Genomic DNA, 21906 nt, shown 5'->3' on the forward strand with positions numbered 1-21906 from the left:
CCCGCATGGACAGCCACATCCTCTCCGCCGACAGCCTCGACCGCCTGGGCCTCGACCAGCAGCCCTTCCTGTCCCAGTGGCAGGATGCCTTCGCCTTCGGCGACGCCTCGCTGGACATGACGATCAACGTCTGCCTGGAGCATCTGCGCGACGCCTCCCCACCCATTCTCATCAAGGGCGAGCACGGCATCGGCAAGAGCGCCCAGCTGCAGCGGCTGATGGCCCGCGGGGACGACCTGCACTGCTGCCTCATCCAGGCCGGCCCCGAGACCAGCATGGCCGCCGTCGACCATGCCGTGCGCCTGGCCTGGCAACCGCATCCGCGCCACGGCGACCCCAAGCAGCTATCCCTGGACCGCTTCCTCGCCGCACTCTGCGAGGACGGCATGCGCCCCGTCCTGGTGGTGGACGACGCCCACCACCTCGAGCCCAAGGTGCTCGGCACCCTGCTCAACCTCAAGCAGCACATGCACGACAGGCTCGGCCAGACCATCGGCCTGGTGCTGGCGGCCGAGCGCGGCATCGACGCCACCCTCTCCCTGCTGGAGGGCCGGCTGCGCATCGTCGGCACGCTCTATACCATCGCCGCACGCCCCCTCAACCGCGAACAGACCACCGCCTACCTCGAGCATCGCCTGCGGGCCGCCGGGCTGACCGGCCCCATGCCCCTGGGCGCCCAGGACATCGAGGCGATCCAGCAGCAAAGCGGTGGCCTGCCGGGGGACATCAACCGGCTGGCCGTCGCCCGTCTCCAGACCGCGGTCGCAGGGTCATCTGCCCGGACAGGGGACGACGGCGCGACGGCCCTCCCCAGCCGCCTGTTGATGCCGGCCGCCATCACCCTCGTCGTGCTGGGCCTGCTGGCCGCCCTCTACGGGCTCATCGCCGGTCTGCTCACCCCCGAGGAGGAGGTCAGCACCCCGCGCATCGAGGCCGGCAGCGAACGGCTCGCCCTGCCTGCCCCCGAGACCACCGCACCGGCCGCGCCTCGCACGCCGGCACCCGCCCCGGTCACGGCCACCCCCGGATCGGAGTTGCCGAGCCCGCCCGAAGAGGCCGTGCCCCGCGCATCCACCACGCCCCCGGAAGAGGAACCGCCGGTCACGGAGCCACCGCCCGCACGGATGGCCTTCGATTTCTCCGAACCACCCGTGCTGCCGGAACCGGCCGAGCCGCCTCCCGCCAGGGCCGAAGCCGAAACCCGGCCCGCACCGGCCCCGACCGTCACCACCCGCCCCCGCGCGGAGGCCGCGCCCCCGCAGGCGACCCGCGGTACCCTGCACGATGCCCTCTGGCTCCTGCGCCAGGACCCCGAGCACTACACCATCCAGGCACTCGCCGTCTCCACCGAGGCCGCAGCCCGCCGCTTCTACGAGACCGCCGCCCCGGGACTGGAGGCCGGCCTGGCCCCCACCCGGCGCGCCGGACAGACCTGGCATGTCCTGGTGCTCGGCACCTACCCCGATGCCGACACCGCCCGCCGGGCCATCCCCGCCCTCCCCGAGCCCGTGCAGAAAAACCGCCCCTTCATCCGCCGTATCGGCGACCTGCAGGAGGCCATCCTCGCCGCCCGCTGACGCCCCGCAGCCCGGCGCCACGCCCTTTTGCGCGCGTGCGAATTGAACGCCAACCCCCGCCGGCCTTATACTACTAGACCTTTTGGCTACCGCCCGGCCACCTCCCTTCGCCGGGCGTTCGTGTCTGTAATGCCAGGCCGAATTCAACGGAGACCTGCGTAAATGACTCTCAAGCACGCGCCGGCGGGCCTGTATCGCCCGGAATTCGAACGCGACAACTGTGGTTTCGGACTGATCGCGCAGATGGACAACCAGCCCAGTCACTGGCTGGTCGACACCGCGATCCACGCCCTGGAGCGGCTGACGCATCGAGGCGCGGTGGCCGCCGACGGCAAGACCGGCGACGGCTGCGGTCTGCTGCTGAAAAAGCCCGACGGCTTCCTGCGCAGCATCGCCGCCGAGGCCGGCATCGAACTCGGCGCACTGTATGGCGTGGGCATGGTGTTCCTCAGCACCGATGCGACCCAGGCGGCCAGTGCCCGTGAGGTGCTGGAGGCCCAACTGCGCGAGGAAGGCCTGATCGTCGCCGGCTGGCGCGAGGTGCCGACCAACCCGGAGGCCTGCGGCGAGGAGGCCCTGAAGACCCTGCCCGCCATCATGCAGGTCTTCGTCAATGCCCCGGAGGGCATGGACGAGACCGTGCTGGAACGTCACCTGTTCGTCGCCCGCCGACGCGCGGAGATCGCGCTCAAGGGCCAGGACGAGGTCTTCTACGTCCCCAGCCTGTCCGCGCGCGTACTCTCCTTCAAGGGGCTGGTGATGCCGGCCAACCTGCCGGTGTTCTACCAGGACCTCCAGGACGAGCGCCTGGAGTCCTCGCTGTGCGTGTTCCACCAGCGCTTCTCCACCAACACCTGGCCGCAGTGGCGCCTGGCCCAGCCGTTCCGCTTCCTGGCCCACAACGGTGAGATCAACACCGTGCGCGGCAACCGCAACTGGGCCCAGGCGCGTGCCTACAAGTTCGCCTCCCCGCACCTGCCGAAACTCTCCGAGCTGCTGCCGCTGGTGAACATGGAAGGCTCCGATTCCTCCAGCATGGACAACATGCTGGAGGTCCTGCTGGCCGGCGGCATGGACATCTTCCGTGCCATGCGCCTGCTGATCCCGCCGGCCTGGCAGAACATCGAGCACATGGACGCCGACCTGCGTGCCTTCTATGAATACAACTCCATGCACATGGAGCCCTGGGACGGCCCCGCCGGCGTGGTACTCACCGACGGCCGCCATGCCGCCTGCACCCTGGACCGCAACGGCCTGCGCCCGGCACGCTACGTGGTCACCAAGGACCGCCACATCACCCTGGCCTCCGAGGTCGGTGTGTACGACTACGCCCCGGAGGACGTGGTCAGCAAGGGCCGCCTCAAGCCCGGGCAGATGATCGCGGTGGATACCGAGACTGGCGAGCTGATCCTGCCCGAACAGATCGACGACATGCTCAAGTCGCGCCAGCCCTACCGCAAGTGGCTGGACGAGAATGCGGCCCACCTCGAGACCTCGCTGGAGGGCGGCGAGCTCACCACCTCGCCCCTGGGCGAGGAACGCCTGGCCGTGTACGAGAAGATGTTCAACGTGAACTTCGAGGAGCGCGACCAGATCCTGCGCCCCACCGCCGAGGCCGGCCAGGAGGCCGTGGGCTCGATGGGCGACGACACGCCCTTCCCGGTGCTGTCCGCCCAGGTGCGCTCGCCCTACGACAGCTTCCGCCAGCAGTTCGCCCAGGTCACCAACCCGCCGATCGACCCGATCCGCGAGTCCATCGTCATGTCGCTGGGCACCTGCCTGGGCGCCGAGCGCAACCTGTTCGACGAGGGGCCGGAACACGCCCGCCGCCTGGTGATCAACTCGCCGGTGTTGAGCGAGCGCGCCTTCAACCAGATCCTGAACCTCGGCGAGGGCTACGCCCCGGCGCCCATCGACCTCAACCGGCCCGACGACCAACCGCTGGACGCGGCCGTGGACGCCATCTGCGACGAGGCCGTGGCCGCCGTGCGCGCCGGCAAGACCCTGATCGTGCTGTCCGACCGCGCGATTGCCGAAGGCCGCCTGCCGGTGCATGCCCTCCTGGCCACCGGCGCGGTGCATCACCGCCTGATCCGCGAGGGCCTGCGCTGCGACGCCAACCTCATCGTCGAAACCGCCACCGCGCGCGACTCGCACCACTTCGCCTGCCTGATCGGCTACGGTGCCACCGCCATCTATCCCTATCTCGCCTACGAGAGCCTGCAGGGCATGGTGGAACGCGGCGAGATCCAGGACCGCGACAGCGCCGCCCTGGCCAACGCCTACCGCAAGGGCATCGGCAAGGGGCTGTACAAGATCATGTCCAAGATGGGCATCTCGACCATCGCGAGCTATCGCGGTTCGCAGCTGTTCGAGATCGTCGGCCTGCACGAGGAGGTGGTGAACCGCTGCTTCCCCGGCACCGTAAGCCGCGTCCAGGGCATCAACTTTGCCGACCTCAAGACCGACCAGCAGAAGCTCGCCCGCAGCGCCTGGAACCTGCGCAAGACCATCAGCCAGGGCGGCCTGCTCAAGTACGTGCACGGCGGCGAGTACCACGCCTACAACCCGGACGTGGTGCAAACCATGCACAAGGCCGTGGTCTCCGGCGACTACCGCGACTGGCAGGCCCATGCCGACCTGATCAACAACCGTCCGCCCATGGTGCTGCGCGACCTGCTGAAACTGCGCAGCGACGCCAAACCGATCCCGCTCGAAGAGGTGGAGCCGGTCGAGTCCATCCTCAAGCGCTTCGACTCGGCGGGCATGTCCCTGGGCGCGCTCTCCCCCGAGGCCCACGAGACCCTGGCCGAGGCCATGAACCGCCTGGGCGCGCGCTCCAACTCCGGCGAGGGCGGCGAGGACCCGGTGCGTTACGGCACCGAGAAGATGTCCAAGATCAAGCAGATCGCCTCCGGGCGCTTTGGCGTGACCCCCCACTACCTGGTCAATGCCGAGGTCCTGCAGATCAAGGTCGCCCAGGGCGCCAAGCCCGGCGAGGGCGGCCAGCTGCCGGCGCACAAGGTCAACGACATGATCGCGAAGCTGCGCTACTCCAAGCCCGGCGTGGCCCTCATCTCGCCGCCGCCGCACCATGACATCTACTCGATCGAGGACCTGGCCCAGCTGATCTTCGACCTGAAGCAGATCAACCCGAAGGCCCTGGTCTCGGTGAAGCTGGTGGCCGAGGCCGGCGTGGGCACCATCGCCGCCGGCGTGGCCAAGGCCTATGCCGACCTCATCACCATCTCCGGCTACGACGGCGGCACCGGCGCAAGCCCGCTGACCTCGGTGAAATACGCCGGCGGCCCGTGGGAACTGGGGCTCACCGAGACCCACCAGACCCTGCGCGCCAACAACCTGCGCGACAAGGTGCGGGTGCAGACCGACGGCGGCCTGAAGACCGGCCTGGACGTGATCAAGGCCGCCATCCTCGGCGCCGAGAGCTTCGGCTTCGGCACCGGCCCCATGGTCGCCATGGGCTGCAAGTATCTGCGCATCTGCCACCTGAACAACTGCGCCACCGGCGTGGCCACCCAGGACAAGGTCCTGCGCATGAACCACTTCGTCGGCAAGGTGGAGATGGTGATGAACTACTTCCGCTTCATCGCCGAGGAGGCCCGTCACTGGATGGCGAGCATCGGCGTGCGCCGGCTCACCGACCTGATCGGCCGCACCGACCTGCTGGAAGTCTCGCCGGGCGTGACCGACCGCCAGGCACGCCTGGACTACAGCCAGATCCTCTCCGATGCCGGCGTGGATCCGGACCAGCCGCAGTTCTGCGTGGAGCCGCACAACGCGCCCTTCGACAAGGGCGAGCTGGCCGAACAGATGGTGGCCGATATGCTGCCGGCCATCGAGGCGGCAAGCGGCGGCGAGTTCAGCTACGCGGTGCGCAACACCCATCGCTCCATCGGTGCACGTGTCTCCGGCGAGATCGCCCTGCGTCACGGCAACTACGGCATGAGCGACAAGCCGCTGGTGGTGCGCCTGAAGGGCACCGCCGGGCAGAGCTTCGGCGTGTGGAATGCCGGCGGTCTGCACCTTTACCTCGAGGGCGACGCCAACGACTACGTGGGCAAGGGCATGGCGGCCGGCAAGCTGGTCATCGCCCCGCCAAAGGGCAGCGGCTTCCGCTCCAACGAGGCGGCCATCATGGGCAACACCTGCCTCTACGGCGCCACCGGCGGCAAGCTGTTCGCCGCGGGCCTGGCCGGCGAACGCTTCGGCGTGCGCAACTCCGGGGCCATCGCCGTGGTCGAGGGCGCGGGCGACCACGCCTGCGAGTACATGACCGGCGGCGTGATCTGCGTGCTCGGCAAGACCGGCGTGAACTTCGGTGCCGGCATGACCGGTGGCTTCGCCTTCGTGCTGGACGAGGACAACAGCTTCCAGGATCGCTACAACCACGAGCTGATCGACACGCATCGCCTGGTGCCGTCGCACATGGAGGAGCATCGCAACTACCTCCAGGGCCTGATCCGCGAGTTCGTGGCCGAGACCGGCAGCGCCTGGGGCCAGCAGATCCTCGACGACTTCAGCGCCTATCTGCCGAAGTTCTGGCTGATCAAGCCCAAGGCCGCCGAACTCGAGACGCTGATGCAGTCGCTGGAAAAGGCCGCCTGATCGTGGATCGCGGGCCGCAGGCGCCAGGCGCTTGCGGCCCGCGGGCGATCGGCTGACACTGTCCCTCCATGGCCGGCCGCATCCCGCAGCACTTCATCGACGAGCTCCTCGCCCGCGTCGACATCGTCGACGTGATCGACGCCCGCGTGCCGCTGAAAAAGCGCGGCCGCGAACACGTCGCCTGCTGTCCCTTCCACAGCGAGAAGACCCCCTCCTTCTACGTCAGCCCGCAGAAGCAGTTCTATCACTGCTTCGGCTGCGGGGCGCACGGCACCGCGCTCGGCTTCCTGATGGAATACGAGCACATGGACTTCGTCGAGGCCATCGAGCAGCTGGCCGGCTCCATCGGGCTGGAGGTGCCGCGCGAGGGCGGCGAGGCCCCGGCCCGGCCGAAGCGCGAATTCGAGGCCCTCTACGGCGTCATGGAACAGGCCGCCGAGTACTATCGTCAGCAGCTGCGCCACAGCCCGCGGGCGGTGGACTACCTCAAGGGCCGGGGGCTCTCCGGCCAGGTGGCCGCCGACTACGGACTGGGTTACGCCCCGGCGGGCTGGGACGGCCTGCTGCAGCAGCTGGGCAGCGGCGCCGCAGCGGCCATGCACCAGGCCGGCCTGCTGATCCAGAAGGACAGCGGTGGCTACTACGACCGCTTCCGCGACCGCGTGATGTTCCCCATCCGCGACCGGCGCGGCCGGGTGATCGCCTTCGGCGGCCGCATCCTCGACCAGGGCGAACCCAAGTACCTCAACTCGCCCGAGACCCCCATCTTCCACAAGGGGCGCGAACTCTACGGGCTCTACGAGGCACGCAAGGCCTCCTCGCGGCTCGAGCGCATCCTCGTGGTCGAGGGCTACATGGACGTGATCGCGCTGGCCCAGCACGGCATCACCAACGCCGTCGCCACCCTGGGCACCGCCACCACCGGCGAGCACCTGGAGACCCTGTACCGCGTGGTGCCGAGCGTCGTGTTCTGCTTCGACGGCGACCGTGCCGGCCGGCAGGCCGCCTGGCGGGCCCTGGAGCATGCCCTGCCGGTGCTGCGCGACGGGCTGGAGGCCTATTGCCTGTTCCTGCCCGAGGGCGAGGACCCGGACACCCTGGTGCGCCAGCTCGGCCGCGAGGGCTTCGAGAAGGCGGTGGACGGCGCCATGGGCCTGTCCGACTTCCTCATCCAGGGCCTGCGGGAGCGGCACAACGTGCTGAGCCACGAGGGGCGCGCCCACCTGGCCGACGATGCGCGCAAGCTCATCCGGGAACTCACCCCCGGCTTCTTGCGCGAACAACTGCTCACCGAGCTCGCGCGGCTGCTGAACCTCAGTCCGGAACGCCTGGAGCGCCACCTCGGCGACGCGGACGCGGCGCCCCTGCCCGAGGCCACGCCCCGCCCCCAGCGCGCCCCCGCGCGTCACCAGCTGCACATGACTCCGGTACGCCTGGCCATCGCCCTGCTGCTCATCCAGCCGGCGCTGGCCACCGCGCTCGAACCGGTGCCGGAGCTGGTCACCCCGGACATCCCGGGCAGCGAGCTGCTGGTGGAGCTGCTTGAAACCGCCCGCAGCAGCCCCCATCTCAGTACGGCGGCGATGATCGAACGCTTCCGCGAGCGGCAGGAATACCCACATCTACTAAAATTGCTGGAGTGGGAACCGGCCGCGAGCGACGACGACACCCTCCGCCGGATGTTCCTGGACGCCATCACGCGCCTGGTCTCGAAACGTGCCGAACTGCGCACCGAGCACCTGCTGCACAAGTCCCGCGTCCAGGGGCTGGATCCCGAGGAAAAGGCCGAACTCAACGCCCTGCTGAGCCGCCGGGCGACCCGCTGAACCGGCGGATCCGGCCTCCCGGACAGGACGTCCCGGGGCACGCCCCCTCGTAGAACCCGCCGATTTGTGATATAAAGTCGGGTTCACTTTTGCCATTCAACACCAGATTTCACAGGCACCTACGCGAATGGACCAGGCACAAGAGCAGCAGTCACGCCTCAAAGAATTGATCGCCAAGGGCAAGGAACAGGGCTACCTGACCTATGCCGAGGTCAACGATCACCTCCCGGACACCATCGTCGATCCGGAGCAGATCGAGGACATCGTTGGCATGATCAACGACATGGGCATCACCGTGCACGAGCAGGCGCCGGACTCGGACAGCCTGCTGCTGTCCGACAGCTCGGTGAACGCCGACGAGGACGCCGCCGAGGAGGCCGCCGCCGCACTGGCCTCGGTGGACAGCGACTTCGGTCGCACCACCGACCCGGTGCGCATGTACATGCGCGAGATGGGCACGGTGGAACTCCTCACACGCGAGGGCGAGATCAAGATCGCCAAGCGCATCGAGGACGGTCTGAGCCAGGTGCTGTTCGCGCTCGCCCACTACCCGAGCTCCATCGCCCGCCTGCTGGCCGAGTGGGAGAAGGTCGACGCGGGCGAACAGAAGCTCACCGACCTGCTCACCGGCTTCATCGACCCCAACGCCGACGACGAGATCCCGCAGCCGGCTGCCGCCAACGACGACAACGGCGCCGCCGCCAGCTCCGACAGCAGCGATGACGACTCGGACAGCGACTCCGACGACGATGACGACGACTCCTCCGAGGAGCCGGAAGACACCGGCCCCGATCCGGAAGAGGCGCGCGCCCGCTTCACCCAGCTGCGCGCCCTCTACGACGAGGCGGTGATCGCCGGCCAGAAGGGCCATCACGTCAAGTACCGCAAGCAGCGCGAGGAGCTCGCCTCGCTGTTCATGCAGATCAAGCTGGTACCGCGCCTGGTCGACGAGCTCACCAACGAGCTGCGCGACATGATCGAGCGCATCCGCACCCACGAGCGCCACGTGATGGAGCTGTGCGTGAACCAGGCGCACATGCCGCGCAAGACCTTCATCGACACCTTCCCCGAGAACGAGACCAACCTGAAGTGGCTGGACTCGCACCTCAAGGGAAAGCACAAGTACATCGATGCCCTCAAGGAACTGAAGGACGAGATCCTGCGCACGCAGAAGAAGCTGGTCACGATCGAACAGGAGTCGCAGCTCAGCATCTCCGAGATCAAGGACATCAACCGCCGCATGTCCATCGGCGAGGCCAAGGCCCGCCGTGCCAAGAAGGAGATGGTGGAGGCCAACCTGCGCCTGGTGATCTCCATCGCCAAGAAATACACCAACCGCGGCCTGCAGTTCCTGGATCTCATCCAGGAGGGCAACATCGGCCTGATGAAGGCGGTGGACAAGTTCGAATACCGTCGCGGCTACAAGTTCTCGACCTACGCCACCTGGTGGATCCGCCAGGCCATCACCCGCTCCATCGCGGACCAGGCCCGCACCATCCGCATTCCGGTGCACATGATCGAGACCATCAACAAGCTCAACCGCATCTCCCGCCAGATGCTGCAGGAGATGGGCCGCGAGGCCACCCCGGAAGAGCTGGCCGAACGCATGGAGATGCCGGAGGACAAGGTGCGCAAGGTGCTCAAGATCGCCAAGGAGCCGATCTCCATGGAGACGCCCATCGGCGACGACGAGGATTCGCACCTGGGGGATTTCATCGAGGACGCGAACGTGATGTCCCCGGTGGACTCGGCCACCTCCGAGAGCCTCTCCGAGGCCACCCGCGAGGTACTCGCCTCCCTCACGCCGCGCGAGGCCAAGGTGCTGCGCATGCGCTTCGGTATCGACATGAATACCGACCACACGCTGGAAGAGGTCGGCAAGCAGTTCGACGTCACCCGCGAACGCATCCGCCAGATCGAAGCCAAGGCCCTGCGCAAGCTGCGCCACCCGACGCGCTCCGAGCTGCTGCGCAGCTTCCTCGACCTCGAGTAAGCCCCGTCCGCTAGGGGATCGAAGGCTGGCCTTCGATCCCCTGCGCCTATATGCTTGGCCACTTTCGGGCCTGTAGCTCAGTCGGTTAGAGCAGGGGACTCATAATCCCTTGGTCCTCGGTTCGAGTCCGAGCGGGCCCACCACTCCCTTCCCGGCCCGCCATCCGACGGGCACAAAAAAGGCGCCACAGGCGCCTTTTTTGTGCCATGAACGCAGGCGGATCAGGCCATCTTGATCTCTTCCAGCAGCATGGTCTTGCCCTTCATCGCCTTGGGCTTGGGGAGGCCCATGAGCTGCAGCACGGTGGGGGCGATGCAGGACAGCCCGCCGCCGGTGGCCAACCGCCAGGTCGACTGGTCGATGACCATCAGTGGTACCGGATAGACGGTGTGCTGGGTATGCGGCTCGCCGGTGATCGGATCGACGTACTCGTCGCAGTTGCCGTGATCGGCGGTGAGGACGACCGAATACTCGCATTCCACCGCCTTGTCGAGCACACGGCCGACCTCGCGGTCCAGGGCCTCCACGGCCTGCACCACGGCCTCGGGCACGGCGGTATGACCCACCATGTCGCCGTTGGCGAAATTGACGATGATGAAGGCGTACTTGCGCTCCTCCATGGCCTTGATGACCTCATCGGCCACCTGGGCGGCGCTCATCTCCGGCTGCTGGTCATAGGTATCCACGGACGGCGACGGCACCATCACCCGGTCCTCGCCGGCGAACGGCTCCTCGCGCCCCCCGTTGAGGAAGAAGGTGACGTGGGCATATTTCTCGGTCTCGGCGCAGTGGAACTGCTTGTAGCCGGCCAGGCTCACGACCTCGGCCAGGGTGGTGGCCGGCCGCTCGGGCGGGAAGCCGATGGGCGAGAGCAGCTTGGGATCGTATTCGGTGAGACAGGTGACGGTAATCGGCTGGTAATCGCCGCGATTGAAGCCGTCGAAGGCCTCCAGCGCCAGCGCCTCTGCCAGCTGGCGCGGGCGGTCGTTGCGGAAGTTGAAGAACACCAGCGAGTCGCCCGGCTGCACCGTCTCGGCATGCGGCAGGATCAGCGGCTTGATGAACTCGTCGGTCTGCCCCTCCTCATAGGCGGCCAGGATGCCGGCCTCGGCAGAGGGCACGGACTTGCCCTCGCCGTTGACGATGGCGTCCCAGGCCAGCTTGGTGCGGTCCCAGCGGTTGTCGCGGTCCATGGCCCAGTAGCGGCCGCAGATGGTCGCGATCGAGCCGCCGGCCTTGTCCAGCCGCTTCATGAGCTCGGGGAGGAAGCTGGTGGCCGACTTGGGTGCCGTGTCGCGGCCATCGGTGATCATGTGCACCACCGGCTTCACGCCGGCCTTGCGACACATCTTGATCAGTGCCAGCAGGTGCTTGATGTGGCTGTGCACCCCGCCGTTGGAGACCAGCCCGAGCAGGTGCAGGGGGCGCTCGGCCGCCTTGGCCGCCTGCACCGCGGCGAGCAGGGCACTGTTCTCGGCGAAGCTGCCGTCGGAGATGGCGTCGTCGATACGCACCAGGTCCTGCCGCACCACCGAGCCACAGCCGATGGTGAGGTGCCCGACCTCCGAGTTGCCCATCTGCCCCACCGGCAGACCCACGGCGCGGCCGGAGGCCTCGATGCAGGTATGCGGGTAACGGGAGAAATACTCGTCCAGCCGCGGCGTGGTCGCCTCGTGGACGGCATTGTTCACCTTGGATGGATTGACGCCGACCCCATCCATGATGATGAGGATCGTCGGGCGTCGGGGCGCTGGGCGTTCGTCGGCCATGGGCGTTTTCGCACTCCTGGGAAGCGTGGATTACTCGCGGGAAAGGGGAATTCTAGCAAGTTCGGCCCATCAAGTCGCGACGGGGCCGGCAATTCAGGGCTTGCCGTCGTCCTCCGGCGGCCGGATCTGGCGCTCGCGCAGCGCCTCTTCGGCCTCGGCACGCTCGATGGCATCGAGCTCGGCATCCATCTCCTCGTCGCTGAGCGGCCGGTACTCATCCTCGTCCGCCGCGTCTTCCGCCGCCTGCTTCTTCAGGAAGACGCGCGAGACGATCAGGCCGATCTCGAACAGCAACCACATGGGGACTGCCAGCATCACCTGGGAGATGACGTCCGGGGGCGTCATGAACATGCCGATGATGAAGGCCCCGACCACCACATAGGGGCGCTTGGCGGCGAGCCCGTCGGGCGTGGCGATGCCGCTGGCGACCAGCAGCACGGTGGCCACCGGCACCTCGAAGGCGATACCGAAGGCGAAATACAGCATCAGCGAGAAGTCGTAATAGGCGGCGATGTCCGGCATCACCGCCACGCCCGCGGGGGCGAAGCTGATGAGAAAGCGCATCACCATCGGCACCACCACGAGGTAGGCAAAGGCCACCCCGAGGTAGAAGAGGAGTACGCTGGACACCAGCAGGGGCGCGGCCAGCCGCTTCTCGTGGCGATAGAGGCCAGGGGCGACGAAGCCCCAGATCTGGTACAGCAGGTACGGCAGGGTCACCACCACGACCAGCAGCAGCAGCAGCTTGAGCTGCACCATGATGAGATCCATGGGCTTGGTGCTGATCTGCTGCACCTCGGTGGGCAGCTTGTCCTCCTCGCCGAGGCTGGGCGCGATATCGACGATGGGAGCGTTCAGCGGGGCGGAGAACCAGGTGAAGATCTCCTGGGAGAAGGGCAGCAACACCAGCAGGCCCACCACCAGCACCAGCACGATGCGTAGCAGGCGGTCGCGCAGCTCGAACAGATGGGCGAGAAACCCCTGCTCCTGCGTCTCCTCCTGGGCGTCCGGGTTATTGCGGCTTTCGCTCATGCGAACTCGCGTCGTCGGCGGGGGCATCTGCGGGCTTCTCGATGCGCGGGGCGGTCTCGTTCGCCGGTTCCCTGGCCGGGGACTCGTCGGCGATGGCGCGCACCAGGTAACCGGTGTCGTCCACCTCCTGCTTCACCTGCTCGCGCGTCTCGTCCATCATGCGCTTGAGGCGGTTGAGCTCCTCTTCCTGCTCACCCAGCATGCGCTTGAATTCGTCGGCCTGGAACTCGCGTTCGATGTCCGAGCGCATGCTCTGCACGTAGGAGCGGGCACGGCCCACCCAGTAGCCGGCCTTGCGCGCAAGGCCGGGCAGGCGCTCGGGCCCGACAACGAGCAGCGCCACCACCATGATGAGCAGGAATTCCGTGATCCCGGCGTCGAACATCGCGTCCGTCCCGATCAGTCCCGCCGCGGCTCAGCGGCCGCGCGACGGACCGAAGGCCCTCAGGCCTTGTCCTTGTCTTCTTTCTTGACCTCGGCGTCGATCACCCGGCCCTGCTTGTCCTGGTCCTCGACCTTGGCCTTCGCGGTGTCGTCCTCGCCGTCCTTCACGGACTTCTTGAAGCTCTTGATCGCCCCACCGAGATCGCTGCCGATGTTGCGCAGGCGCTTGGTGCCGAACAACAGCAGCACGATGGCCAGGATGAGCAGCAGCGACCAGGGACTGATTCCACCAAAACCCATAACAGTAATCTCCTAAGAAAATGCGTCACACAGCGCGGATGACGATATGGCGCGCCTGTCTATTCCCCGCGCTGCGCCTTTTCCTCCAGGCCGGAGAGGCCGAAGCGCCGGTCCAGCTCGGCCAGCACCTCGCGCGGCCCGAGGCCCTGCTGGGCCAGCAGCACCAGGGTATGAAACCACAGATCCGCGACCTCATAAACGATCTTGTCGGGCTGCCCGTCCTTGGCGGCCATGACCGTCTCGGTGGCCTCCTCGCCGACCTTCTTGAGGATGGCGTCCAGCCCCTTGGCGTAGAGCCTTGCCACGTAGGAGCTGTCGGGATCGGCCTGCTTGCGGTCTTCGAGCACCGCGGCCAGGCGCTCGAGGATCTGCGTCTCGTTCATCCGTAGATCTCTTTCGGGTCCTTGAGCACGGGCTCGACCTCGACCCAGCGCCCGTCCTCGAGGCGGTGATAAAAACAGTTGTGCCTGCCTGTATGACAGGCGATACCGCCCAGCTGTTCAACCTCGAGCAGGATGACATCGCGGTCGCAGTCCAGGCGGATCTCGTGGACCTTCTGCACGTGACCGGAGGATTCGCCCTTGTGCCAGAGGCGCCCGCGGGAGCGCGACCAGTACACGGCCTCGCCCAGCTCGGCGGTGCGGGCCAGGGCCTCGCGATTCATCCAGGCGAACATCAGCACCTTGCCGGTGGCGGCCTCCTGGGCAATGACCGGCACCAGGCCGTCGGCGGTCCAGGTGATTTGATCGAGCCAGCTGTCGGACATGCTTGATACGCGATAGATAAGGGGTCGGACGGGTCAGTCTAGCACAGCCCACTGGGCCTAGCAGGCCGTTGAAAAACGGCCTGCTAAGGCAAGCCACGGATAGCTTGCGCGAACATCAATCACGCCAAGTGATTGATGTTCGGAGGCCGTCGCGAATTCACTTCGCGACGTGCCGAGTTGAAAAAAGGCAGGAAAGCCCTTTTTCAATATCCTGCTAGAGACGCACCTCGACGCCACGCTCGGCCATGAGCTGCTTGGCCTCGCTGATGCTGTATTCGCCGAAGTGGAAGATGCTGGCGGCCAGCACGGCGTCGGCACCGCCCCGGGTGACGCCCTCGGCCAGGTGCTCGAGGTTGCCCACCCCGCCGGAGGCGATCACCGGTACCGGCACGGCATCGGCCACGGCCCGGGTGAGGGCGAGGTCGAAGCCCTGCCGGGTGCCGTCGCGGTCCATGCTGGTGAGCAGGATCTCTCCGGCGCCATAGTCGGCCATCTTCTTCGCCCATTCGACGGCATCGATGCCGGTGGGCTTGCGCCCGCCGTGGGTGAAGATCTCCCAGCGCGGCGGGGCCTCGCTCACCTGCTTGGCGTCGATGGCCACGACGATGCACTGCGAGCCGAACTTCTCGGCCGCCTCGCGCACGAACTCGGGGTTGAAGACGGCCGCCGTGTTGATCGCGACCTTGTCGGCCCCGGCGTTGAGCAGGCGACGGATGTCCTCGATGCGGCGGATCCCGCCCCCCACGGTCAGCGGGATGAAGACCTGGGCGGCCACCTCCTCCACGACGTGCAGCATGGTCTCGCGCTCGTCGGAGCTGGCGGTGATATCGAGGAAGGTGAGCTCGTCCGCCCCCTCGGCATCGTAGCGCCGGGCGATCTCCACCGGGTCACCGGCGTCGCGGATCTCGACGAAGTTGACGCCCTTGACCACGCGGCCGTTGTCGACGTCCAGGCAGGGGATGATGCGCTTGGCCAGGCTCATGCGCAGGTCAGCCGCCGGCGGCGTCGTAACGGTCGGCCAGGGCCTGGGCCTCGGCCAGATCGAGGGTGCCCTCGTAGAGGGCGCGACCCAGGATCGCGCCCTGGATGCCCTCTTCGCCGGTCTCGCACAGGGCCTTGATGTCATCGATATTGGTGACCCCGCCGGAGGCGATCACCGGGATGTGGATGGCCTCGGCCAGGCGGCGTGTGGCCTCGACGTTGACGCCCTGCATCATGCCGTCGCGCGAGATGTCGGTGTAGACGATGGCGGCCACGCCGTCGCTCTCGAAGTGCTGCGCCAGGTCGATGACGTCGTGGTGGGAGAGCTTGGACCAGCCGTCGATGGCCACCTTGCCGTCCTTCGCGTCCAGCCCGACGATGATGTGGCCGGGGAATTCCAGGCAGAGGTCGTTGACGAAGTGCGGGGCGCTCACCGCCTTGGTGCCGATGATGGTGTACTGCACCCCGGCGTCCAGGTAGGCCTGCACCGTGTCCTCGTCCCGGATGCCGCCGCCGACCTGGATCGGGATGTCCGGGTGGGCGCGGGCGATGGCCTCGATCACGCCCATGTTCATGGGCTTGCCGGCAAAGGCCCCGTCGAGGTCGACCAGGTGCAGACGGCGCGCCCCCTGGTCGACCCACTGCGTGGCGATGGCCACCGGGTCGTCCGAGAACACGGTGGAGTCTTCCATGCGCCCCTGACGCAGGCGCACGCACTTGCCTTCTTTGAGATCGATGGCCGGTATCAGCAGCATCGTTCCGTCCCCTGTTGATGACGTTGGTTAGGCCCGCCCGTCCCAGGCGGCGAAATTGGCCAGCAGACGCAGGCCGGCCTCGGCGCTTTTCTCGGGATGGCACTGGATGGCGAATACGTTAGCGCGGGCGATGGCCGAGGTAAAACGCAGGCCGTACTCGGTGGTGCCGGCGACCAGGTCGCGGTCCTCGGGCTCCAGGTAATAGCTGTGCACGAAGTAGAAACGGCTGTCCTGCGCGATGCCGGCCCACAGCGGGTGTGCCCGCTCCTGGTGCACCTGGTTCCAGCCCATGTGCGGGATCTTCAGGCGCTCGCCGCTGTGCGGATCGCGCAGGCCGGTGCCGAAGTACCGCACCCGTCCCGGAAACAGGCCGAGGCAGTCGGTACCGGCATTTTCCTCGGAGAAGTCCACCAGCACCTGCATGCCCATGCAGATGCCGAGGAAGGGCCGGGTGGCGGCCGCTTCGCGCACCGCCTCGCGCAGCCCGTGTTCCCCCAGGGCCAGCATGCAGTCGCGCGCCGCCCCCTGGCCCGGAAAGACCACGCGGTCGGCGGCCAGCACCTCGGCCGCATCGGAGGTAACCAGCACGCGCGTGCCGGCCGGGGCCACGTGTTCGCAGGCCTTGGCCACGGAACGCAGGTTGCCCATGCCGTAATCGATGACTGCCAGTGTCGTCATGTTCGAAGAGACCGTGAGGACGGTGCCGGGGCGTGACGCTAGCCGGCCGGACACCGCCGGGTGGATTTCATCGCTTACAGCATGCCCTTGGTCGAGGGCGTGATGCCCTGCATGCGCGGATCCGGCTCCACGGCCATGCGCAGGGCGCGGCCAAAGGCCTTGAAGATGGTCTCGGCGATGTGGTGGGCGTTGCGACCCCGGATCGAGTCGATATGCACCGTCGCCCGGGCGTGATTGACGAAGCCCTGGAAGAACTCGCTGATGAGGTCCACGTCGAAATCGCCGATGCGCGCACGCGGGTAGTCGACATGGTAATCGAGCCCGGGACGCCCGGAAAAATCGATCACCACGCGCGACAGCGCCTCGTCCAGCGGCACGTAGGCATGGCCGTAGCGACGAATGCCCTTCTTGTCGCCCAGCGCCTTGGCGAAGGCCTCGCCCAGCGTAATGCCGACGTCCTCCACCGTGTGGTGCGCGTCGATGTGCAGGTCGCCCTCGGCCTTCAGGTCGATATCGATCAGACCATGGCGAGCCACCTGGTCGAGCATGTGCTCGAAGAACGGGATGCCGGTGGCAAAGGAGGCCTTGCCGGTGCCGTCGAGGTTGACGGTGGTGGTGATCTTCGTTTCCAGGGTGTCGCGGGAAACGGACGCGTTGCGTTCAGCCATGGGTCCTGCGGATTCGGGCATTGAAATAGGGTCGAAAATGATACCACAGATGTGGCCACGGCAATCAGCAACCAGCGGCCCGGATGCCCGGCTGTTGATAAGGATCAGCCAATCTAGCCATAATGCCCTCATACATCGCGATCGCGGGAACTGCGGCATGTCGGACAAGGCATCTAGAAATATCGTCAGCATCGCCGGCCTCAAGCAGGCCTGCAAGCACTGCAGCCTGCACGACCTGTGCCTGCCGATGGGCGTGGCCGACGCCGACCTGGACGCCCTGGAGTCCATGCTCAAGCCCCGCCGCCCCGTGCAGCGCAACGAACACCTGTATCGCGCCGGCGACCGCCTGACCTCCATCTACGCCGTGCGCTCGGGTTCGGTGAAGACCTACACCCTGACCAACGATGGTCGCGAGCAGATCACCGGCTTCCACCTGCCGGGCGAGCTGATCGGGCTGGACGCGATCAACGACAACTCCCACCCCTGCTCGGCGCGCGCGCTGGAGACCGCCAGTGTCTGCGAGATGCCCTTCGACCAGCTCGAGACGCTGGCGATGCGCATCCCGGGCCTGCAGCACCAGCTGTTCCGCATCATGAGCCGCGAACTCAAGAGCGACGAGCAGTTCATGACCCTGCTCGGCAAGAAGAACGCCGACGAACGCCTCGCCTCCTTCCTGGTCGGTCTGTCCAACCGCTTCAAGGAGCGCGGCTACTCCCCCACCGAGTTCAACCTGAGCATGTCCCGCAACGACATCGCCAACTACCTGGGGCTCGCAGTGGAGACCGTCTCGCGCCTGTTCTCGCGCCTGCAGGCCGACGGCATCATGACCGTGGACCGCAAGCTGATCCACATCACCGACCTCTCCCGCCTCAACCAGCTCGCCGGCACCAGCTGCGAGCGACCGATGAACCGCACCGGCTGAGCCGACGAACCCGGACCGTCACTAGAGCAGATTCCGCGGCGGGAAGCCCTGCGCGGCAGGCAACCGCTCGGCGCGCGTCACCGCCTCGCCCAGCATCCGATCCGTGGCCACCGGTCCGAACAACTCGCAGGCACGCACGTAGAGACGGTGCAGCAGCTCCCGCCAGGTCGCGGGGGCGGCATCCACGGCCAGTTCGCCGGCCTGCTGCATGAGCCAGCGATTCACCGCCTGCGCCTCGCGTGGCGGCAGATGCAGCTCGCCCAGCCGGTCCATCACGTCCACGCGCACCTTGAGGGCCCGCTCTGCATCGATGGCCTCCAGGGCGTCCAGCAGCCCTCCGGCAACGACCACGAAGACCGCCCCCGCCGAGGACCGGGCCGCCGCAGAGGCCACCTCCGTCGCCCGCGACGACGGCTCGGACGCAGCGGGGGCGACCCGTTCGCCCGGGTCCGGCAGCAGCTGCGCCTCATCGGCCGTCAGCGCCCGCATCAGGCTGCGATACACCTCGCCGTGTCGCGCCTCCAGCCCGGTCTGCGCACAGACCGCGGAGACGAAGCCATGCAGGACGTAGACCGGCCCGTCCGCATAGCGGACCGACCACAGCAACAGGGCATCCTGCAGCTGGGCCTCGCCAAGAAAGGGCTTCAATCCGGTATAGACGGCACGGCGGCGACGCACACGCTCGGCACTGGCACCCTTGTCGACGGCCATGACCTACTCCTTGCCCGCGTGCAGGATCTCGCGCTGGAACTCGGGATACCCCACCTCGTGATGCTCGCTGAAATCGAGCCCGCGCTGTTCATCCAGGGTGCTCGCCCGCAGGCCGATCACCCGGTTGATGACCAGGTACATGACCAGTGCCAGCGGAAAGGCCCAGAGAAAGCCGGCCACCACGCCCAGCGCCTGGATGGCGATCTGCACCGGATTGAACAGGTCGCCGGCCACGAACATGCCGGCGGCCAGCGTACCCCAGACACCGGCGAACCCGTGCACCGGGACGGCACCGACGACATCGTCCAGCCCGAAGGCCTCGAGCAGATCGGTGCCCAGCACGACCACGAACCCCGCCACCAGACCCGTGAGCACGGCGAACAACGGCTCCATCACGGCGCAACCGGCGGTGATGGCCACCAACCCGCCGATGGCGCCGTTGACGTTCTGCGTGAGCAGGATGGGGCGACGCAGGATCAGCAGCGTCAGCAACACGCCCACCGCCCCCGCGGCCGCAGCGAGGTGGGTATTCAGCGCGATCAGGCCGATACTGGTATCGGCCGCCGTGGTGCTGCCGGCATTGAAGCCGAACCAGCCGAGCCAGAGGATGAAGCCGCCCAGCGCCACCTGGGTCAGGTTGTGCCCGGGCAGTGCGCGGGACTCCCCCTGCTCGCCGAATCGCCCCAGGCGTGGACCGAGCACGATGATCCCCGCCAGCGCCACCCAGGCCCCCACGGAATGCACCACCGTGGAGCCGGCGAAATCGATGAAGCCGAGCTGCGCCAGCCAGCCCTCGCCGTCGTAGAGACTGCCCCAGACCCAGCTGCCGAACACCGGGTAGATGAACGCGCAGATCATCACGGCACCGGCCAGGTAGGCCTGGTAACGGGTGCGCTCGGCCATGGCACCGCTGGCGATGGTGACGGCCGTGGCGGCGAACATGGTCTGGAAGAACAGCAGGCTGTAGTCCAGGTGTTCGCCGTTACCGAGCAGGAAATGGCTCTGGCCGAACAGGCCGGTGGGATTGATGCCGAACATCAGGCCATACCCCACCAGCCAGAAGGCGAGGCTGCCCAGGCAGACGTCCATGAAGTTCTTCATCACCACATTGACGGCATTCTTGGCACGGGACATGCCGCTTTCGAGCAGGGCAAACCCGGCCTGCATGAAGAACACCAGGGCCCCGGCGGTGACCACCCAGAGGGTATCGATGGCCGGCTTGAGGTCCGCCTCGGCGGACCAGGCAGCGGATGGCAGGAGAGACAGCAGGCAGAGCAGCGACGTCAGTCGGCGTGGGGTCATGGCGATTCCGTTCCCTAGTCATTGTCATGTGACAAGGGAATTGCAAGCGGCATGCCAGCGCCCGCCCGCAGTGCAAATGGCGCCCCGGAATCACCCATCGGAAAGATATCAGGTCCGGCGCTGCACCAGCCGGCTGCAGCAGACCGACCGGCACGCCCGGTCGCAGTGCATCCCTGCCCGCCGCTCTCAGGCCGGCGGCACCTGCAGCCAGAAGGTGACCGGCCCGTTGTTCACCAGCCCGACCCGCATGTCGGCACCGAAGCGGCCGGCGGCCACCGGGGCATGCCGGGCGCAGGCCTGGTCGAGCAGGTAACCGAACAGGCGTTCGCCCTCGGCAGGCTCGGCGGCCGGCGTAAAACTCGGGCGCATCCCCTTGCGGGTATCGGCCGCGAGCGTGAACTGCGGCACCAGCAGGAGCCCGCCGCCGGTGTCCGCGAGCGAGTGGTTCATGCGTCCCGTCGCATCCTCGAAGACGCGGTAGCCGAGCAGCCGCGCCAGCAGGCGATCGGCCTGGGCCTCGGTGTCACCCCGCTCCACCCCGACCAGCACCAGCAGGCCGGCGTCGATGGCACCCACCACCTCCCCCGCGACCGTGACGCTGGCCGAATCCACGCGCTGCAGCAGGCCGATCATGCCGGCGGCAACGCGGCCCGCACGCCCAACCGGTCGGCGATATCGACCGTGGCCCCGACCAGGGCCCGGGTGATGCCGGGCTCGCCGGCGGCATGCCCGGCATCATCGATGATGCGCAGCGCGGCCTCCGGCCAGGCACGATGCAGGGCCCAGGCCTGGTCGACGGGACAGATCACGTCGTAGCGCCCGTGCACGATCACGCCCGGGATACCTGACAGGCGATGCGCATCCCGCAGCAACTGATCGGGCTCGAGGAAGGCGTGATTGACGAAGTAGTGGCACTCGATGCGCGCAAGGCTCAGGGCCACGTAGGGGTCGTCGAAGTGGGCCACCACCGAGGGGCTCTCGACCAGCGTGGCGGTGCGCCCCTCCCACAACGACCAGGCCTTGGCCGCGGCCATGCGGGCCACCTCGTCCTCGCCGGTGAGGCGCCGATGGTAGGCATGCAGGAGGTCGTCCCGCTCGGCCGGCGGGATGGGTTCGAGATAGGCCTCCCACAGATCGGGGAAGAGCCGGCTGGTACCGGCCTGGTAGAACCAGTGGATGTCCTCGTCACGGCAGAGGAAGATGCCGCGCAGGATCAGCCCCAGCACCCGTTCCGGATGGGTCTCGGCATAGGCCAGTCCCAGCGTCGAGCCCCAGGAACCGCCGAACACCACCCAGCGCTCGATGCCCAGGTGCTCGCGGATGGCCTCGATGTCGCGCACGAGGTCCCAGGTGGTGTTGTGCGCCAGCGCGGCATGCGGGGTGGAACGCCCGCAGCCACGCTGGTCGAACAGCACGATACGATAGGCCTCGGGATCGAAGAAGCGCCGGTGATACGGCTCGCAGCCGCTGCCCGGCCCGCCGTGCAGAAACAGCACGGGCAACCCGTCCGGGTTGCCGCATTCCTCGAGATAGAGCTGGTGGCCGTGGTCCACGGCCAGCTGCGTGCTGTAATGGGGCCGTATCTCCGGGTAGAGCGTCATGCCTGTCTGCCTGTG

General features: G+C 67.5%; 19 protein-coding genes and 1 tRNA gene. 6 read left to right on the plus strand and 14 right to left on the minus strand.

The window, feature by feature from the left end:
• Positions 1–5: 5 nt before the first annotated feature.
• From HUJ28_03720 to HUJ28_03740, 5 genes are all read left to right on the plus strand, one after another.
• Positions 6–1577: an AAA family ATPase gene (locus HUJ28_03720; GenBank protein MBD3618557.1), complete on the plus strand. Its 1572-nt coding sequence runs from the start codon at positions 6–8 to the stop codon at positions 1575–1577.
• Positions 1578–1739: 162 nt separating this feature from the next.
• Positions 1740–6203, plus strand: coding sequence for a glutamate synthase large subunit (gltB, locus tag HUJ28_03725; GenBank protein ID MBD3618558.1), 4464 nt, complete (start codon positions 1740–1742; stop codon positions 6201–6203).
• Positions 6204–6271: 68 nt separating this feature from the next.
• Positions 6272–8029, plus strand: a complete 1758-nt coding sequence (locus tag HUJ28_03730; protein MBD3618559.1) for a DNA primase — start codon at positions 6272–6274, stop codon at positions 8027–8029.
• 127 nt (positions 8030–8156) lie between these two features.
• Entirely contained in the window at positions 8157–10022 is a 1866-nt protein-coding gene (gene rpoD, locus HUJ28_03735) for an RNA polymerase sigma factor RpoD (GenBank protein MBD3618560.1), read from the plus strand.
• A 66-nt stretch (positions 10023–10088) separates the two neighbouring features.
• Positions 10089–10165 (plus strand) — tRNA-Ile (locus tag HUJ28_03740).
• A 78-nt stretch (positions 10166–10243) separates the two neighbouring features.
• On the opposite strand, the gene HUJ28_03745 is transcribed toward HUJ28_03740, so the two are convergent.
• The 10 genes from HUJ28_03745 to hisB form a co-directional block, all read right to left on the minus strand.
• Complete coding sequence (locus HUJ28_03745; protein MBD3618561.1) at positions 10244–11791, minus strand: 2,3-bisphosphoglycerate-independent phosphoglycerate mutase; 1548 nt, start codon at positions 11789–11791, stop codon at positions 10244–10246.
• Between the two features lie 93 nt (positions 11792–11884).
• On the minus strand, positions 11885–12823 hold the full coding sequence (gene tatC, locus HUJ28_03750; GenBank protein ID MBD3618562.1) for a twin-arginine translocase subunit TatC: 939 nt from the start codon (positions 12821–12823) through the stop codon (positions 11885–11887).
• Positions 12804–13208: a twin-arginine translocase subunit TatB gene (gene tatB / locus HUJ28_03755; GenBank protein MBD3618563.1), complete on the minus strand. Its 405-nt coding sequence runs from the start codon at positions 13206–13208 to the stop codon at positions 12804–12806. The genes tatC and tatB overlap by 20 nt, the downstream gene beginning before the upstream one ends.
• 59 nt (positions 13209–13267) lie before the next feature.
• The gene (gene tatA, locus HUJ28_03760; protein ID MBD3618564.1) at positions 13268–13507 is read right to left on the minus strand and encodes a twin-arginine translocase TatA/TatE family subunit; all 240 of its coding nucleotides are present in this window, start codon (positions 13505–13507) and stop codon (positions 13268–13270) included.
• 59 nt (positions 13508–13566) lie between these two features.
• Positions 13567–13890 (minus strand): phosphoribosyl-ATP diphosphatase, encoded by a 324-nt coding sequence (locus HUJ28_03765; GenBank protein ID MBD3618565.1) that lies wholly within the window; start codon positions 13888–13890, stop codon positions 13567–13569.
• Complete coding sequence (hisI, locus tag HUJ28_03770) at positions 13887–14273, minus strand: phosphoribosyl-AMP cyclohydrolase (protein ID MBD3618566.1); 387 nt, start codon at positions 14271–14273, stop codon at positions 13887–13889. The genes HUJ28_03765 and hisI overlap by 4 nt, the downstream gene beginning before the upstream one ends.
• 214 nt (positions 14274–14487) lie before the next feature.
• Positions 14488–15255 carry an imidazole glycerol phosphate synthase subunit HisF gene (gene hisF, locus HUJ28_03775; GenBank protein ID MBD3618567.1) on the minus strand — a complete coding sequence of 256 codons (768 nt, stop codon included), beginning with the start codon at positions 15253–15255 and terminating at the stop codon, positions 14488–14490.
• A 7-nt stretch (positions 15256–15262) separates the two neighbouring features.
• Positions 15263–16009 (minus strand): 1-(5-phosphoribosyl)-5-[(5-phosphoribosylamino)methylideneamino]imidazole-4-carboxamide isomerase, encoded by a 747-nt coding sequence (hisA, locus tag HUJ28_03780; GenBank protein MBD3618568.1) that lies wholly within the window; start codon positions 16007–16009, stop codon positions 15263–15265.
• A 27-nt stretch (positions 16010–16036) separates the two neighbouring features.
• Positions 16037–16687 (minus strand): imidazole glycerol phosphate synthase subunit HisH, encoded by a 651-nt coding sequence (gene hisH / locus HUJ28_03785; GenBank protein MBD3618569.1) that lies wholly within the window; start codon positions 16685–16687, stop codon positions 16037–16039.
• A 74-nt stretch (positions 16688–16761) separates the two neighbouring features.
• Complete coding sequence (hisB, locus tag HUJ28_03790; protein ID MBD3618570.1) at positions 16762–17355, minus strand: imidazoleglycerol-phosphate dehydratase HisB; 594 nt, start codon at positions 17353–17355, stop codon at positions 16762–16764.
• Positions 17356–17512: 157 nt separating this feature from the next.
• On the opposite strand from hisB, the gene fnr reads away from it, so the two are divergent.
• Entirely contained in the window at positions 17513–18277 is a 765-nt protein-coding gene (fnr, locus tag HUJ28_03795) for a fumarate/nitrate reduction transcriptional regulator Fnr (protein MBD3618571.1), read from the plus strand.
• 21 nt (positions 18278–18298) lie between these two features.
• On the opposite strand, the gene HUJ28_03800 is transcribed toward fnr, so the two are convergent.
• The 4 genes from HUJ28_03800 to pip all read right to left on the minus strand — a co-directional run bounded on the left by HUJ28_03800 (position 18299) and on the right by pip (position 21891).
• Positions 18299–18988 carry a hypothetical protein gene (locus HUJ28_03800; protein MBD3618572.1) on the minus strand — a complete coding sequence of 230 codons (690 nt, stop codon included), beginning with the start codon at positions 18986–18988 and terminating at the stop codon, positions 18299–18301.
• A gap of 3 nt (positions 18989–18991) precedes the next feature.
• The gene (locus HUJ28_03805) at positions 18992–20290 is read right to left on the minus strand and encodes an ammonium transporter (protein ID MBD3618573.1); all 1299 of its coding nucleotides are present in this window, start codon (positions 20288–20290) and stop codon (positions 18992–18994) included.
• Positions 20291–20476: 186 nt separating this feature from the next.
• A complete protein-coding gene (locus HUJ28_03810; GenBank protein MBD3618574.1) occupies positions 20477–20923 on the minus strand; it encodes a D-tyrosyl-tRNA(Tyr) deacylase in 447 nt (148 codons plus the stop codon).
• Positions 20920–21891 (minus strand): prolyl aminopeptidase, encoded by a 972-nt coding sequence (gene pip / locus HUJ28_03815; protein ID MBD3618575.1) that lies wholly within the window; start codon positions 21889–21891, stop codon positions 20920–20922. The genes HUJ28_03810 and pip overlap by 4 nt, the downstream gene beginning before the upstream one ends.
• Between the last annotated feature and the right edge of the window lie 15 nt (positions 21892–21906).

This window comes from Chromatiales bacterium, assembly GCA_014762505.1.
GTDB lineage: Bacteria > Pseudomonadota > Gammaproteobacteria > SpSt-1174 > SpSt-1174 > SpSt-1174.

What these genes read in the sequence shown, in the direction of transcription:
- gltB (MBD3618558.1), top strand. Translation starts at nt 1,740, where the DNA reads ATGACTCTCAAGCACGCGCCGGCGGGCCTGTATCGCCCGGAATTCGAA.
- HUJ28_03730 (MBD3618559.1), top strand. Translation starts at nt 6,272, where the DNA reads ATGGCCGGCCGCATCCCGCAGCACTTCATCGACGAGCTCCTCGCCCGC.
- hisB (MBD3618570.1), bottom strand. Translation starts at nt 17,355, where the DNA reads ATGGCTGAACGCAACGCGTCCGTTTCCCGCGACACCCTGGAAACGAAG.
- tatC (MBD3618562.1), bottom strand. Translation starts at nt 12,823, where the DNA reads ATGAGCGAAAGCCGCAATAACCCGGACGCCCAGGAGGAGACGCAGGAG.
- HUJ28_03745 (MBD3618561.1), bottom strand. Translation starts at nt 11,791, where the DNA reads ATGGCCGACGAACGCCCAGCGCCCCGACGCCCGACGATCCTCATCATC.
- HUJ28_03765 (MBD3618565.1), bottom strand. Translation starts at nt 13,890, where the DNA reads ATGAACGAGACGCAGATCCTCGAGCGCCTGGCCGCGGTGCTCGAAGAC.
- hisH (MBD3618569.1), bottom strand. Translation starts at nt 16,687, where the DNA reads ATGACGACACTGGCAGTCATCGATTACGGCATGGGCAACCTGCGTTCC.
- tatB (MBD3618563.1), bottom strand. Translation starts at nt 13,208, where the DNA reads ATGTTCGACGCCGGGATCACGGAATTCCTGCTCATCATGGTGGTGGCG.
- hisI (MBD3618566.1), bottom strand. Translation starts at nt 14,273, where the DNA reads ATGTCCGACAGCTGGCTCGATCAAATCACCTGGACCGCCGACGGCCTG.
- HUJ28_03805 (MBD3618573.1), bottom strand. Translation starts at nt 20,290, where the DNA reads ATGACCCCACGCCGACTGACGTCGCTGCTCTGCCTGCTGTCTCTCCTG.
- hisA (MBD3618568.1), bottom strand. Translation starts at nt 16,009, where the DNA reads ATGCTGCTGATACCGGCCATCGATCTCAAAGAAGGCAAGTGCGTGCGC.
- HUJ28_03800 (MBD3618572.1), bottom strand. Translation starts at nt 18,988, where the DNA reads ATGGCCGTCGACAAGGGTGCCAGTGCCGAGCGTGTGCGTCGCCGCCGT.
- rpoD (MBD3618560.1), top strand. Translation starts at nt 8,157, where the DNA reads ATGGACCAGGCACAAGAGCAGCAGTCACGCCTCAAAGAATTGATCGCC.
- hisF (MBD3618567.1), bottom strand. Translation starts at nt 15,255, where the DNA reads ATGAGCCTGGCCAAGCGCATCATCCCCTGCCTGGACGTCGACAACGGC.
- pip (MBD3618575.1), bottom strand. Translation starts at nt 21,891, where the DNA reads ATGACGCTCTACCCGGAGATACGGCCCCATTACAGCACGCAGCTGGCC.
- fnr (MBD3618571.1), top strand. Translation starts at nt 17,513, where the DNA reads ATGTCGGACAAGGCATCTAGAAATATCGTCAGCATCGCCGGCCTCAAG.
- HUJ28_03810 (MBD3618574.1), bottom strand. Translation starts at nt 20,923, where the DNA reads ATGATCGGCCTGCTGCAGCGCGTGGATTCGGCCAGCGTCACGGTCGCG.
- HUJ28_03720 (MBD3618557.1), top strand. Translation starts at nt 6, where the DNA reads ATGGACAGCCACATCCTCTCCGCCGACAGCCTCGACCGCCTGGGCCTC.
- tatA (MBD3618564.1), bottom strand. Translation starts at nt 13,507, where the DNA reads ATGGGTTTTGGTGGAATCAGTCCCTGGTCGCTGCTGCTCATCCTGGCC.